The organism is Desulfovibrio piger, from assembly GCF_951793255.1.
GTDB lineage: Bacteria > Desulfobacterota > Desulfovibrionia > Desulfovibrionales > Desulfovibrionaceae > Desulfovibrio.
Map to the genome: position 1 here is coordinate 3,069,231 of NZ_OX636706.1, position 12,578 is coordinate 3,081,808.

20 protein-coding genes are annotated in these 12,578 nt (G+C 60.0%); all 20 read right to left on the reverse strand.

Features of this window, described 5'->3' with window-relative positions:
• Positions 1–255: 255 nt before the first annotated feature.
• Positions 256–1,314 carry a selenide, water dikinase SelD gene (gene selD / locus Q4I12_RS13795; protein ID WP_300645450.1) on the reverse strand — a complete coding sequence of 353 codons (1,059 nt, stop codon included), beginning with the start codon at positions 1,312–1,314 and terminating at the stop codon, positions 256–258.
• A 691-nt stretch (positions 1,315–2,005) separates the two neighbouring features.
• Complete coding sequence (gene rplQ / locus Q4I12_RS13800; RefSeq protein ID WP_006008455.1) at positions 2,006–2,410, reverse strand: 50S ribosomal protein L17; 405 nt, start codon at positions 2,408–2,410, stop codon at positions 2,006–2,008.
• On the reverse strand, positions 2,400–3,443 hold the full coding sequence (locus tag Q4I12_RS13805) for a DNA-directed RNA polymerase subunit alpha (RefSeq protein WP_006008453.1): 1,044 nt from the start codon (positions 3,441–3,443) through the stop codon (positions 2,400–2,402). The genes rplQ and Q4I12_RS13805 overlap by 11 nt, the downstream gene beginning before the upstream one ends.
• Positions 3,444–3,454: 11 nt before the next feature.
• Complete coding sequence (rpsD, locus tag Q4I12_RS13810; RefSeq protein WP_006008451.1) at positions 3,455–4,081, reverse strand: 30S ribosomal protein S4; 627 nt, start codon at positions 4,079–4,081, stop codon at positions 3,455–3,457.
• Positions 4,082–4,128: 47 nt separating this feature from the next.
• Positions 4,129–4,518 carry a 30S ribosomal protein S11 gene (gene rpsK, locus Q4I12_RS13815; RefSeq protein WP_006008449.1) on the reverse strand — a complete coding sequence of 130 codons (390 nt, stop codon included), beginning with the start codon at positions 4,516–4,518 and terminating at the stop codon, positions 4,129–4,131.
• A gap of 45 nt (positions 4,519–4,563) precedes the next feature.
• Positions 4,564–4,932, reverse strand: a complete 369-nt coding sequence (rpsM, locus tag Q4I12_RS13820; RefSeq protein WP_040369828.1) for a 30S ribosomal protein S13 — start codon at positions 4,930–4,932, stop codon at positions 4,564–4,566.
• Positions 4,933–4,947: 15 nt separating this feature from the next.
• Positions 4,948–5,061 carry a 50S ribosomal protein L36 gene (gene rpmJ, locus Q4I12_RS13825; protein ID WP_005027799.1) on the reverse strand — a complete coding sequence of 38 codons (114 nt, stop codon included), beginning with the start codon at positions 5,059–5,061 and terminating at the stop codon, positions 4,948–4,950.
• Between the two features lie 149 nt (positions 5,062–5,210).
• Positions 5,211–6,005 (reverse strand): type I methionyl aminopeptidase, encoded by a 795-nt coding sequence (gene map / locus Q4I12_RS13830; protein ID WP_302262071.1) that lies wholly within the window; start codon positions 6,003–6,005, stop codon positions 5,211–5,213.
• Positions 6,006–6,030: 25 nt separating this feature from the next.
• On the reverse strand, positions 6,031–7,344 hold the full coding sequence (gene secY / locus Q4I12_RS13835; RefSeq protein WP_168935246.1) for a preprotein translocase subunit SecY: 1,314 nt from the start codon (positions 7,342–7,344) through the stop codon (positions 6,031–6,033).
• 119 nt (positions 7,345–7,463) lie between these two features.
• The gene (gene rplO / locus Q4I12_RS13840; protein WP_006008442.1) at positions 7,464–7,928 is read right to left on the reverse strand and encodes a 50S ribosomal protein L15; all 465 of its coding nucleotides are present in this window, start codon (positions 7,926–7,928) and stop codon (positions 7,464–7,466) included.
• A gap of 27 nt (positions 7,929–7,955) precedes the next feature.
• On the reverse strand, positions 7,956–8,132 hold the full coding sequence (gene rpmD, locus Q4I12_RS13845; RefSeq protein ID WP_072337311.1) for a 50S ribosomal protein L30: 177 nt from the start codon (positions 8,130–8,132) through the stop codon (positions 7,956–7,958).
• Between the two features lie 3 nt (positions 8,133–8,135).
• On the reverse strand, positions 8,136–8,648 hold the full coding sequence (rpsE, locus tag Q4I12_RS13850; protein ID WP_072337310.1) for a 30S ribosomal protein S5: 513 nt from the start codon (positions 8,646–8,648) through the stop codon (positions 8,136–8,138).
• A gap of 1 nt (position 8,649) precedes the next feature.
• On the reverse strand, positions 8,650–9,009 hold the full coding sequence (gene rplR / locus Q4I12_RS13855) for a 50S ribosomal protein L18 (protein ID WP_302262073.1): 360 nt from the start codon (positions 9,007–9,009) through the stop codon (positions 8,650–8,652).
• Between the two features lie 14 nt (positions 9,010–9,023).
• Positions 9,024–9,563 carry a 50S ribosomal protein L6 gene (rplF, locus tag Q4I12_RS13860; RefSeq protein ID WP_168935247.1) on the reverse strand — a complete coding sequence of 180 codons (540 nt, stop codon included), beginning with the start codon at positions 9,561–9,563 and terminating at the stop codon, positions 9,024–9,026.
• Positions 9,564–9,572: 9 nt separating this feature from the next.
• The gene (gene rpsH / locus Q4I12_RS13865; protein ID WP_006008433.1) at positions 9,573–9,953 is read right to left on the reverse strand and encodes a 30S ribosomal protein S8; all 381 of its coding nucleotides are present in this window, start codon (positions 9,951–9,953) and stop codon (positions 9,573–9,575) included.
• A gap of 324 nt (positions 9,954–10,277) precedes the next feature.
• The gene (gene tnpA, locus Q4I12_RS13870) at positions 10,278–10,703 is read right to left on the reverse strand and encodes an IS200/IS605 family transposase (protein ID WP_302259948.1); all 426 of its coding nucleotides are present in this window, start codon (positions 10,701–10,703) and stop codon (positions 10,278–10,280) included.
• 468 nt (positions 10,704–11,171) lie between these two features.
• Complete coding sequence (locus Q4I12_RS13875) at positions 11,172–11,357, reverse strand: type Z 30S ribosomal protein S14 (protein WP_006008429.1); 186 nt, start codon at positions 11,355–11,357, stop codon at positions 11,172–11,174.
• A gap of 10 nt (positions 11,358–11,367) precedes the next feature.
• Positions 11,368–11,907: a 50S ribosomal protein L5 gene (rplE, locus tag Q4I12_RS13880; protein ID WP_006008426.1), complete on the reverse strand. Its 540-nt coding sequence runs from the start codon at positions 11,905–11,907 to the stop codon at positions 11,368–11,370.
• 9 nt (positions 11,908–11,916) lie between these two features.
• Positions 11,917–12,249, reverse strand: a complete 333-nt coding sequence (gene rplX, locus Q4I12_RS13885) for a 50S ribosomal protein L24 (protein WP_040369827.1) — start codon at positions 12,247–12,249, stop codon at positions 11,917–11,919.
• Between the two features lie 9 nt (positions 12,250–12,258).
• Positions 12,259–12,578: 50S ribosomal protein L14 (rplN, locus tag Q4I12_RS13890; protein WP_302262074.1), on the reverse strand; the 320-nt coding region annotated here is incomplete at its 5' end.

Sequence of the window (12,578 nt, forward strand, 5' to 3'; positions counted from 1 at the left end):
TTTTATACCACAGACACCACTTTCCCGCAAGCCTCGGCCAGCCCTCCCCTCAGTACCGGACAGCAGGAAAAACGGGAAACGGCAACAGTCCCGGAGGGGCCCGATCTTGCCGCCTGGCGAACTGCCGGGAGGCCTCTCTTCCGGGATGCTTCCCTCCCACTGCAATACATGCGGAGAGGATGGGAGGCGTGGAGGAAAGAGAGAGCTTGGGAAATGAGAAAGGGAGAGTCTTCTCCCCGGATCTCCCCTCCCCCGCTAGCGTAGCAGCAGCCGCTTGCCGTCGGGACGCGCCTCCAGCACTTCACCGATCTCCACGGCCATCTCGCCCCTGGCCTCCAGCCAGTCACGCACCGTGGCCAGCTCTTCACCCGGCACGGCCAGCACGATACCGCCCGAGGTCTGGGCATCGAATACGATGCTCTCCACCGCCTCATCCACCGAAGGAGCCACGTCCACGGCAGGAGCGCAGTGGGTGCGGTTGAGATGGCTGCCCGCCGGGATGAGGCCCATGCGGGCATACTCCAGAGCGTGGGGCAGCAGCGGCAGGGCTTCCGTCTGCAATGATACGCAGACGCCCGAGGCCTGCGCCATCTCCAGCAGATGCCCGCCCAGGCCAAAACCGGTGATGTCCGTGGCGGCCGGGATGCGGAAGTGGGCGATGGCCTCCCCGGGGATACGGTTGAGACGTCCGCACCAGCGCTGCAGCAGCGCTTCGCTTTCCTCATGATCGTCCCAGCGTGCCTTGACGCCTGTAGCCAGGATGCCCGTGCCCAGCGGCTTGGTCAGCAGCAGACGCAGGCCCGGCCGCAGCTTGTCATTGGCGGCCACATGATCGGGATCGATGATGCCGGTCACGGCCATGCCGTACTTGAGTTCGTCATCCTGCACCGTATGCCCGCCGGCCAGCACGGCCCCGGCTTCTTCCAGGGCATCCATGCCGCCGCGCAGGATATTGGCCAGGATGTTCTCCGGGTCGTTCTCGGTCAGGCAGGTGGGGAAAAACGCCACGTTCATGGCACACCAGGGCTGCCCGCCCAGTGCGTAGACATCCGACAGGGCATTGCAGGCCGCGATGCGGCCGAACCAGAAGGCATCGTTGACGATGGGCGCCAGGATGTCCACGGTCTGCACGATGGCCTTGCCCGCCGGCATGCGCACGACCACGGCATCCTCGTTGCGGGCACGCCCGGCGATGACGCGCTGCTCCAGATCCGACGATCCACGGGGCGCGAGGCCCCGCAAAAGCTGCTCCAGGGCCCCTGGAGCCATTTTTGCCGCTCAGCCGGCGGCCCGGGCCTTTTCCAGCAACTTCATGATGAACCTCGCTTTGTTGAAAAATGAAAGGATGCCGCACAGGCACAGGCCGTCCATGCCATGAAAGCCCCCCTGCTGGCAAGTCATGACAGAGAGGGGACGACAAAGGTCAGTGGATGGCTGCTTGATAGTATTGAGGGGGCGAGGGGAACTTTTCCTTGCGCCAAAAAGCTTCCCCTCGCCCCCTCAAACTCCCCCACTCCCCTCAAAACGCGCTCATAAAGAACCCAGAAAGACGTGAGGGAGAGAGATATTCCACCAGACTGCCCTGCTCTATGGATCTGCCGGCTGCCTCCGGCGTGAGAACCAAGAAGGACAAGGGAACGGGAACCCTGCAGCGTATGTAAAAAGGGATAGGGGCTGTCGGTCAGTACAGGCATGTGGGTGCACAGGCTGTGTTGTCGTGGAGCGCCAAACTTTCCGGACAGCGCGTAGGAGATGCAGGCTCCGGGCTGATGCACGGCCGTACGGAGGCGCCGAAAGGGATGGGGATCCCCTCGTCTTGCCGCATATATCGGCCGGGCTACCGGCATGCATACGGAACGGAGGACCCCCGAAGGGCAGCAAGCCCCCTGCAGGAGGACGTCCTCCTCCCCTGCCAGGCTACTCCCCAAAACACAAAAAGGCCCCCTTGCGGGGGCCCTTGTATCCTTTTCCCTCGTCCGGCCGGAGCCGGACACGGTCATCGGAACTACTCGGCGCTTTCAGCCTTGGCGGGAGCTTCCGTCTTGGCTTCAGGCAGGCGGGTCAGTTCGATGATGGCCATGGGAGCGTTATCGCCCTTGCGGGGCATGGCCAGCTTCATCACGCGGGTGTAACCACCAGGCACACCGGCGAACTGGGGACCAATTTCGTCAAACAGGCGCTTAACCAGAGCGTAGTCGCACAGCACGCGGTAAGCCAGACGGCGGGCGTGCAGGTCGTTGCGCTTGGCCAGGGAGATCAGCGGCTCGACAACGCCGCGGAGTTCCTTGGCTTTCACTTCGGTGGTGCGGATGCGGCCGTGGATAAGCAGCGCCTTGGCGAGATTGTGCAACAGGGCCTTACGGTGCGCAGGCGTCCGCGAAAGTTTTTTGCCGGAATTGCTATGCCTCATTTTGCTGCTTCCTTTTCCAGTCCTGATATTTCTTTTCGAAACCGTCAACCTTCATGCCGAAATCAAGGCCCATGTCGTGCAGGACTTCCTTGATCTCGTCCAGAGATTTACGGCCGAAGTTCTTGGTTTTGAGCATTTCAGCCTCGGAACGCTGCACCAGTTCGCCCACCAGCGCGATGTTGGCACTGCGCAGGCAGTTGGTGGCGCGCACCGAAAGCTCGAGATCGTCGATGCTCTTGAAGAGATGCTCGTTGGTCTCGCCGCTGTCGCTGCTGCCGTGACGCATGTCACCGGACACACGTTCATCGAAGTTGATGAACACCGAGATCTGATCCTTGATGATCTTGGCGCTGTACGCGATGGCATCTTCAGGGGTCAGCGAGCCGTCGGTCCACACTTCGAGGATCAGGCGGTCGTAGTTGGTCATCTGACCCACACGAGCCTGCTCCACAGCGTAGGCGACCTTGCGAACCGGCGAGAAGGAGGAGTCCAGCTTAATCAAACCGATTTCATCGGCCAGACCTTCGTGCATGTCGGCAGGCACATAGCCCTTGCCCATGCGCACTTCAAATTCCATCTCCAGCACCACGTCCTCGGTGAGGGTGGCGATGTGCTGTTCAGGATTGAGCACGGTCACATGCTGATTGGCCTGAATCTGGGCGGCCGTAACAGGCCCTTTGCTGTCAACGCGAAGCGTCAGGCGCTGCGGTTCGTCCGTGTCCATGCGCAGACGCACCTGCTTGATGTTCAGCACCACGTCGGTCACGTCTTCGAGGACGCCGTGGATGGTGGTGAACTCATGCTGCACGCCGGTAATCTTCACAGACACAAAGGCAGCACCCTGCAGGGAGGCAAGCAGCACACGACGCATGGCATTGCCGATGGTGGTGCCGTAACCTCTCTCCAGCGGTTCGCAAACAAACTTGCCGTGCGTGCTGCTGGCCGTGTCTTCGTCGCGCAGGATCTGGTCGGGCTTGACGAGCTCGTTCCAGTTGCGCGCATTGATAAGGCGTTCGCCCTGTTTGATAAGCATGAAGCCCCCGCTTATTTCGAGTAAAGTTCAACGATCAGCTGTTCATTGACCGGGAACTGGATGTCGTCACGCTGCGGCAGAGCCTTCACGGTGCCCTTGAAAGCGGCGCCGTCGGCTTCCAGCCAGGCGGGGCAACCGCGGCGGGCGATGACTTCCTGGGCTTCGGCCAGAACGGGGATCTTGCGGTTCTTTTCGGGCACTTCGATGGTATCGCCCACGCGCACCTGCAGCGAGGGGATGGTCACCTTGTGGCCATTGAGGGTGAAGATGCCGTGACGCACCAGCTGACGGGCCTGGTTACGGGAGTTGGCGAAACCGAGACGGTACACCACGTTGTCCAGGCGGCGTTCCAGGATCACCAGCAGGTTGGTACCGGTGACGCCCTTCTGCATTTCAGCCTTTTCGAAGTATCCGCGGAACTGCTTTTCCAGGATACCGTAGCTGCGGCGGGTCTTCTGCTTCTCGCGCAGCTGGACAGCGTATTCGCTGACTTTCTTACGCGCACGGCCGTGCTGGCCAGGAGCGTAGGGACGGCGATCATAAGCGCACTTGTCGGTAAAGCAGCGGTCGCCCTTCAGGAAGAGCTTGCAGCCCTCGCGACGGCAAATGCGGCATTTGGCTTCAGTATATTTGGCCATTTGAAGAATCCTCTTGCGTTGATTACCACTGCCTCTCGGGCAGCCAACTACACGCGACGGCGCTTAGGCGGCCGGCAACCATTGTGGGGGATGGGCGTAACGTCGCGGATGAAAGCAACCCGGAAGCCAACAGCGGCAATGGCGCGCATGGCGGCTTCACGACCGGAGCCGGGGCCCTTCACATACACACCCACGGTGCGCATGCCGTTGTCCTGAGCCTTGCGGGCGGCAGTTTCGGCAGCAACCTGGGCAGCGAAGGGGGTGGACTTGCGGGAACCCTTGAAACCGCTCTGGCCGGAAGAGGCCCAGCTGATGGCGTTGCCGCGAGTGTCCGTAAAGGTGATGATGGTATTGTTGAACGAAGCCTGGATGTGGGCAATGCCCACGGGCACGTTCTTCTTTTCTCTTTTCTTGACCACTTTCTTGGGTCTGGCCATGATATTACCTCAATCTGGCTAAATTCGCGTGAAAAGGAATGCGCCCTACTTCTTCTTGCCCACCACACCGCGACGGGGACCCTTGCGGGTACGCGCATTGGTGTGGGTGCGCTGACCGTGCACGGGCAGGCCGCGACGGTGACGCAGGCCACGGAAGCAGCCGATGTCCATGAGGCGCTTGATATTGGTAGAGATCTCGCGACGGAGGTCGCCTTCCACCTTGTAGTTCTGCTCGAGTTCCTTACGGATCTCGTTCACTTCGTCGGCGGAAAGATCATCAATGTTGCGCTCCCAGTTCACACCGGTGGTGCTCAGGATCTGCAGGGCCGTAGCACGGCCGATGCCATAGATATAGGTGAGCGCAATGTCCACACGTTTGCCACGAGGCAAATCAACACCTGCAATTCTCGCCACAGTACGTCTCCTGCCCTAGCCCTGGCGCTGCTTGTGCCGGGGGTTTTCGCAGATAACTCGAAGAACACCCTTGCGCCGGATCACCTTGCACTTGGGGCATATTTTTTTGACGGAAGGTCTGACTTTCATGATTCGTCTCCAATGAGTGGCAAAGCCATCCGGCTTTGCGTGACCAAGGTTTGCCGCTGCCGGAAGCACAACACAAACCCGGTCAATACGGCTGCTCACCGCTCATTAGCAGCGGGAACAGAAACCTTTATCCATCTTTACCTGCTCTGTCAACAACCAATTGTCGTCCGGTTCAGGCCGCGGTCCGAAATGCTCAGGATCCGGGGCCCGTCCGGCGTAATGGCTACACTGTGTTCAAAATGCGCAGCCAGGCGGCGGTCGCGTGTCACAGCAGTCCATTTGTCTTCCAGAACGTCCACCTCGTAGCTGCCGGCGGTGACCATGGGCTCAATGGCGATGACCATGCCGTTACGCAGGGTCAGCCCGCGGCCACCGGGGTGATAGTTGGGGACTTCCGGCTTTTCGTGCATCTTGGCGCCAACTCCGTGGCCCACATACTGACGCACGACATTGAAACCGGCGGCTTCCACATAGTTCTGCACGGCCATACCGATGGCATAGACATCGTTACCGGCACGCGCCTGCTCGATGCCGACATAGAGGCTCTCCTCCGTGACGCGCATGAGCTTGCAGGCTTCCTCGCTCACCTTGCCCACAGGGAAGGTACGCGCAGCGTCGCCCACAAAACCTTCAAAGACCACGCCCATGTCGACGCTGACGATGTCCCCTTCCTCAAGCAGCCGCGGGGAGGGGAAGCCGTGGACCACCTGCTCGTTGACCGAGCAGCATGTGGCGTAGGGGTAGCCGTAATAGCCCAAAAAGGCCGGTTTCACTTTATAATCGGCGCACATGTCGCGCGCCAGTTCTTCAAAGCGCATGGTCGTTTCGCCCGGCTTCACGATGTCGCCGATGGCATCCAGGATGTTGGCCACCATACGGTTGGCCTCGCGCAGGCAGACGATCTCCCGCTCATTTTTGATGAATGCGCCTTGATACTTCTTCATGACTTTCCAGCTCTCTTTGCCAGAATTACATGCGGCCGCCCTTGCGGGCCGCCTTGTTCATCAACCCCTGGTACTGGGTTGAGATCATGTGGGACTCGACCTGATTCATGAAGTCCATGGCCACGCCGACAAGGATCAGCAGGCTGGTACCACCGAAGTAGAACGGCACGTTGAACTTGGCGATCATGAGCATGGGCAGCAGGGAAATGGCCGAGATGTACACCGCGCCGCTCAGGGTCAGACGCGAGAGTACGGTGTCGATGTATTCCTGGGTGCGTTCGCCGGGACGGATGCCGGGGACGAAGCCGCCGTTCTTCTTCAGGTTCTCGGCCATATCCTTCGGGTCGATGATGATGGCCGTGTAGAAGTAGCAGAAGAAGAAGATCAGGACAACATAGAGCACATTGTACAGGACGCCGTGCGGAGCAAAGAAGTCCGTGACCATCCTGACGTATTCATTGGTGGAGAACTGGCCCACCGTGGCCGGGAACAGCAGCAGCGACGAGGCGAAAATGGGCGGGATGACGCCCGCCGTATTGACGCGCAGGGGCAGGTGCGTGTTCTGGCCGCCAAACATCTTGCGTCCGATCTGGCGCTTGGCGTAGCTGATGGGGATACGGCGCTGGGCACGCTCCACGAACACGATGGCCGTCAGCACGGCGGCCATGAGCAGCACGATGATGACCGCGAGGAAGATGCTCATGCTGCCGGACTTGATGAGGTCCATGGACTGCATGATGCCGCGCGGGATGCCCACCACGATACCGCAGAAGATGATCAGGGAGATGCCGTTGCCGATACCGCGTTCAGTGATCTGCTCACCCAGCCACATGACGAGCATGGAACCGGCCGTGAAGGTGGCCATGGTCACCATGCGGAAATGCCAGCCCGCATTGAGCACGATGGGCGTGCCGTCGGGGCTGGTCATGGATTCGAGCCCGATGGAGATGAACAGGCCCTGCACCAGGGTGATCAGCACGGTCAGGTAACGGGTGTACTGGGTTATCTTGCGGCGTCCGGCCTGGCCTTCTTCCTTGGCCATGCGCTTGATGTCGGGGCTCACCACCTGCAAAAGCTGCATGATGATGGACGCCGAGATGTAGGGCATGACACCCAGAGCGAAGACGGACACGTTGGACAGGCCGCCACCGGAGAACATGTCGAACATGTCGAACAACGTTCCCGACAGGCTTTTGAAGTACGCGGCCAGGGCCGCGGCATCCACACCGGGGATGGGCACATGCACACCGATTCTGTAGCAGCACAGAAGGAGGAAGGTCCAGCCCAGGCGCTTGGCCAGAGAAGATTGTCCGAGGGGATTAACCGATGCTGATGCCATGAATCACTCGTTACCTTTTACGCTGTAAGGGACGCATATGCGCGGGAGCGTCTTTACCCCGCGCCCATTCCGGCGCGGGGTCAAAGACATCCGCCTGCCGTTACCGGCATGGCGCATAATTACTCAGCCGCTTGCGCAGCTTCAAGTTCGGTGGCTTCGCCGCCGGCGTTGCGGATCTTTTCCGCAGCGGCCTGGCTGAACTTGTGAGCTTCCACCTTGATGGCCGACTTCACTTCGCCGCGGGAAAGCACTTTCACGGGCGCGCCCAGACGGGCCAGGCCGCGGGCGTAGATGTCGTCCAGGGTGATCTCGCTCTTGCCTTCAAAGGCTTCCTGCAGACGGTCCAGATTGATCACGTCGTAGGTCACCTTGAAGGGGAAGTTCTTGAAGCCGTGCTTGGGAAGACGACGCTGCAGGGGCATCTGGCCGCCTTCGAAACCGGGACGCACACCGCCGCCGGCACGGGCGTTCTGACCCTTGTTACCCTTGCCAGCGGTGCAGCCCAGGCCGGAACCGGAACCACGGCCCACACGACGGCGGGTTTTGCGCTCTTCCGGGAAGGGAAAGAGATTGTGCAGTTGCATGATATATACTCCTCCTGCGGCCGTGGACTAGTCCACCAGGGCCACAAGGTGCGAAACTTTGGCGATGATGCCCCGGATGGCCGGGGTGTCCTTGAACGACTTGACCTGTTCGCGACGCTTGAGGCCAAGGGAGTCCAGCAGCTTGCGCTGGGCCGGCGTGGTGCCGATGCGAGAACGCACGAGTTTGACCGTAATTTCAGCCATGACTTACTTCCTCGGGGCTTCGAGCTTCTTGCCACGCAGCTCGGACACTTCGTCAGCGCTGCGCAGGGAGATCAGGCCCTGCATGGTGGCACGCAGCACGTTATGGGGGTTGTTGGTGCCGATGGCCTTGGCCAGGACGTCACGCACGCCCACGGCTTCCATGACGGCACGCACGGCACCACCGGCGATGATACCGGTACCTTCGGAGGCGGGCTTCAGCATGACGCGACCAGCGCCGAAGCGGCCCAGCACTTCGTAAGGCAGGGTGCCTTCCACCAGAGGAATCTGCACGCGGTTCTTGCGAGCGCGTTCAGTGGCCTTGCGCAGGGCTTCGGGCACTTCCTGGGCCTTGCCCAGGCCGTAGCCCACGCCACCCTTGCCGTCGCCCACCACCACAAGGGCGCTGAAGCTGAAACGGCGACCGCCCTTGACCACCTTGGCCACGCGGTTCAGGGAGACGATCTTTTCGATTTCGCCCAATTCGTTCTGTTTGGTTTCGGTATTTTCCTGACGCATATTAGAACTCCAGGCCGCCTTCGCGGGCGCCGTCGGCCACGGCTTTCACGCGACCGTGATAAAGGTACCCGTTGCGATCAAACACCACCTGGGTGATGTTCTTTTCCTTGGCAAGACGGGCGATTTCCATGCCCACCTTCTCGGCGCCGGCCAGGTTGCAATGCATACCGGCTTCGGTCTTGGCCAGGCTGAGGGTGGAGGCGGCGACCAGGGTGGCGCCTTCCTGATCGTTCACGATCTGGGCGTAGATGTGCATGTGGGAGCGGTACACCACCAGACGGGGACGTTCGGCGGTACCCTGCACCTTTTTACGAATGCGGACCTTGCGGCGCTGACGGGATTCATTCTTGGTAAGCTTCATGACGCAATCCCTACCTACTTCTTGCCGCCGGACTTACCGACCTTGCGGCGGATGGTCTCGGTGGTATACTTGATACCCTTGCCCTTGTAGGGTTCGGGCTTGCGGATGCGACGGATCTTGGCGGCCATTTCGCCCACCAGTTCCTTGTCGGCGCCGCTGATGGTCAGGATCTGACCTTCGGCCTTGGCCTGGATGCCTTCGGGCAGTTCCACCAGCACGGGGTGGGAGAAGCCCACGGACAGTTCCACCAGGTTGCCCTTGACGGCAACGCGGTAGCCCACGCCGATCACTTCCAGGGACTTGGAGAAGCCCTTGGTCACGCCTTCGATGCAGTTGGCGAGCAGGGTGCGGCGCAGACCGTGCTGGGCACGGCTGTGACGGTCGTCTTCCACGCGGGTCAGGGTCAGCACACCGTCGGTGAGGTCATAATTCAGCAGGCTGCACACAGGGGTATGCAGCGTACCCTTGGGGCCCTTCACTTCCACAACATCCGTTCCGATCTTGACTTCAACGCCAGCGGGAACGGTAATGGGCTGTTTGCCGATACGAGACATGGTGCACCCCTACCAGATTTCACACAGAAGTTCGCCGCCCACCTTCTTTTCATGGGCGGTCATGCCGTCCAGCACACCGCTGGACGTGGACAGAATGCAAATGCCGAGGCCGTTCTGCACCTTGGGGATCTGGTGAGCGCCCACATACACGCGGCGACCGGGGGTGCTGACGCGCTTCAGGCCGGAGATGACGGCCTTGCCCTTCTGGTACTTCAGCGTGATGGTAATGTTGCGGTCGTCGATAGCCACGTCTTCGACGTAACCTTCCTGCTTGAGGATGGCGGCTAAGGCTTCTTTCATCTTCGAGCGCGGCACATTCACTTCCTTGTGCAGGGCCAAATGTGCGTTGCGGATACGGGTCAGCATATCCGCAATAGGATCTGTCAACATCGATAGCTCCTAAGGTTGGTTTCGTGAGGGGTTAGCGGCCCCATGCCGCCACTTCCCGCACACAATCGAAAGTTCATATCCCAAGCCGGAGCAAAAGGCAATGTTTTTTTGCTCACGGCCTGAAAATCCGCTCTTTCCAGGGCGTTCCCGAGTCATGCCGGCGCCGGTCCTGCCGGGGCATCCCGGCCTGCATGCGAGGGACCAGGCACCGGATCGCCGCACCATGATTGAACACTCCACCGGCTAAAGCCGGTGGATTCACCGTGGCGACTAAAGTCGCGTTCCGGCTAAAGCCGGTATGGCCCCTGCTGAAGCAGGCTGAAGTCATTCCCCCTCAATTCGGAAGGTTTCATCTGCATCTTCCTGTTGCGTGATGTATTGCTTAATGACCTCATCGGTCACATTGCCACTGCTGCAACAGAAATAGCCACGCGCCCACATATGACGTCCCCAGTACTGGCGGCGCAACAATGGAAATTCATTTATCATGGCATGCGCGGTTCGGCCTTTCAGTTGTTGCATCAACTTGCTCACAGCAAGGCTTGGTGAAATCGAAACGAAAAGATGGATATGGTCGGGTGCTATATGTCCTTTGAGAATTTCCACCTGCTTTTCACAGATGCCGCGTATCAGCGACCTGGCTCTCTGGGCGATGTCGCCTGACAAAATCTTTTTCCTGTACTTGGTTATCCAGACCAGGTGCAGGTGAATTGAAAAAACACTGTGGGAGCCTTTACGATAATTGCTCATGCCCACAGACTACAAAAGAAACGCTAAAGCCGCCACCTAAAGGTGGGGGTTTTACCCCTCCCTGAGTGGGACAATAAAAACGGGGCTGCTCCACTGCAGGAGTCCCGCCCGTCTCCGGTGCGACCCGCGCCGCATGGCCGGCTCCACCGGACTTTCCGGCAGGGCACGGCGTACGGCGCGCAGGGGCAGATAGCCCATCTGTCATCGGGAAGCAAGCAAAATTTGCAAAAGGAAGGAGACCGGCCGGATGAAGAACGTATCTCGAAAGAGGATACGTCCCTCCCCAGAAGCCGGAAACCATGTAAGACTGCGCCCCCGGATGCGGACAAGGGACCTTCCTGCCCGGGGCCGCCCGCCGGATGCAGGAAGCGCCGGGGCACAGTCCCCTCTCCCCTGCCCTTCTCCGGAAACGGAAAGAGGGACCCCTTTCGGAGTCCCTCCATCTTTCAGATCAGTCCGGGATGCGGATTACCAGCTGGATTTACGCACACCGGGCAGTTCGCCGCGCAGGGCCATGTTGCGGAAGCAGATACGGCAGATGCCGAACTGGCGCATGAAGGCCCGGGGACGCCCGCAGATGGGGCAACGATTGTAGGCGCGGGAGCTGAACTTGGGCTTACGGGAAGCCTTCACTTCAAGAGCGGTACGGGACATAGCTCTACTCCTACTTGCGGAACGGCATGCCCAGCTGGTCCAGAAGGAACTTGCCTTCCTTGTCCGTGGTCGCCGAGGTGACAATGGTGATGTTCATGCCCTTGGGGTTTTCCACACGGTCAGCTTCCATTTCGGGGAAGATGGTGTGTTCCTTGATGCCCAGGGTAAAGTTGCCGCGACCATCAAAACCACGGTCCGGGATACCGCGGAAGTCACGCACGCGGGGCAGGGCAAAGTTCATCAGCTTGTCCAGGAAGTCCCACATACGATCCTTGCGCAGGGTGACGCGAGCCCCGATGGGCATGCCTTCACGCAGCTTGAAGGAAGCGATGGACTTCTTGGCGCGGGTAACCACGGCCTTCTGTCCGGCGATGGCGGTCAGTTCCGCCACGGCTTCTTCCATCAGCTTGTTGTTCTGGCTGGCGGCGCCGAGACCGATGTTCAGAGAGATCTTCTCGATGCCGGGCAGTTGCATGGAGGAGGAGTAGTTGAACTCCTTCTGCAGTACCGGAACCACTTTCTCTCTATAAATCTTTTCAAGGCGTGTCATCGTATCACCTTATTCCATAACTTCGTTGCACTTCTTGCAGAAGCGCACTTTTTTCTGCTTGCCTTCGGACTCAATGTACTTGTAGCCCACCTTGGTCGGCTTGGCGCAAGCGGAGCACACCACCATCACGTTGGACACGTGGATGGGCATTTCCTTTTCCACGATGCCACCGGGCTGCTGGGCATAGGGGTTGGGGCGCATGTGGCGCTTGGCCACGTTCACCTTTTCCACCAGCACGCGGTCCTTCTTGGGAAGAACCTTGAGCACCTTGCCGATCTTGCCCGCGTCCTTGCCGGTGATGACCATCACCTTGTCGTCCTTGCGGATGCGATACGTTTTCATAGTCATCTCCTACAGCACTTCGGGGGCAAGAGAAATGATCTTCATGAAGTTGGCGGCGCGCAGCTCACGAGCGACGGGTCCGAAGATACGGGTACCCACGGGTTCGCCCTGGTTGGAGAGCAGGACAGCGGCGTTGCCGTCGAACTTGATGTAGGAGCCGTCCATGCGACGCACTTCCTTGGCAGTGCGCACGATAACGGCCTTCATGACGTCGCCTTTCTTGACCTTGCTGTGGGGCATGGCTTCCTTGACGGACACGACGATGATGTCGCCCACGGAAGCGTAACGGCGGTGGGAACCACCGAGCACCTTGATGCAGGCCACCTTTT

Bases quoted from the DNA above. Each gene is read 5' to 3' on its own strand.
- rplF (WP_168935247.1), bottom strand. From the start codon at position 9,563: ATGTCTCGTATCGGCAAACAGCCCATTACCGTTCCCGCTGGCGTTGAA.
- secY (WP_168935246.1), bottom strand. From the start codon at position 7,344: ATGGCATCAGCATCGGTTAATCCCCTCGGACAATCTTCTCTGGCCAAG.
- rplR (WP_302262073.1), bottom strand. From the start codon at position 9,009: ATGAAGCTTACCAAGAATGAATCCCGTCAGCGCCGCAAGGTCCGCATT.
- map (WP_302262071.1), bottom strand. From the start codon at position 6,005: ATGAAGAAGTATCAAGGCGCATTCATCAAAAATGAGCGGGAGATCGTC.
- tnpA (WP_302259948.1), bottom strand. From the start codon at position 10,703: ATGAGCAATTATCGTAAAGGCTCCCACAGTGTTTTTTCAATTCACCTG.
- rplX (WP_040369827.1), bottom strand. From the start codon at position 12,249: ATGAAAACGTATCGCATCCGCAAGGACGACAAGGTGATGGTCATCACC.
- rpsH (WP_006008433.1), bottom strand. From the start codon at position 9,953: ATGTTGACAGATCCTATTGCGGATATGCTGACCCGTATCCGCAACGCA.
- rplO (WP_006008442.1), bottom strand. From the start codon at position 7,928: ATGCAACTGCACAATCTCTTTCCCTTCCCGGAAGAGCGCAAAACCCGC.
- Q4I12_RS13875 (WP_006008429.1), bottom strand. From the start codon at position 11,357: ATGTCCCGTACCGCTCTTGAAGTGAAGGCTTCCCGTAAGCCCAAGTTC.
- rpmD (WP_072337311.1), bottom strand. From the start codon at position 8,132: ATGGCTGAAATTACGGTCAAACTCGTGCGTTCTCGCATCGGCACCACG.
- rpsD (WP_006008451.1), bottom strand. From the start codon at position 4,081: ATGGCCAAATATACTGAAGCCAAATGCCGCATTTGCCGTCGCGAGGGC.
- Q4I12_RS13805 (WP_006008453.1), bottom strand. From the start codon at position 3,443: ATGCTTATCAAACAGGGCGAACGCCTTATCAATGCGCGCAACTGGAAC.
- rpsK (WP_006008449.1), bottom strand. From the start codon at position 4,518: ATGGCCAGACCCAAGAAAGTGGTCAAGAAAAGAGAAAAGAAGAACGTG.
- rplE (WP_006008426.1), bottom strand. From the start codon at position 11,907: ATGACACGCCTTGAAAAGATTTATAGAGAGAAAGTGGTTCCGGTACTG.
- rpsE (WP_072337310.1), bottom strand. From the start codon at position 8,648: ATGCGTCAGGAAAATACCGAAACCAAACAGAACGAATTGGGCGAAATC.
- rplQ (WP_006008455.1), bottom strand. From the start codon at position 2,410: ATGAGGCATAGCAATTCCGGCAAAAAACTTTCGCGGACGCCTGCGCAC.
- rpmJ (WP_005027799.1), bottom strand. From the start codon at position 5,061: ATGAAAGTCAGACCTTCCGTCAAAAAAATATGCCCCAAGTGCAAGGTG.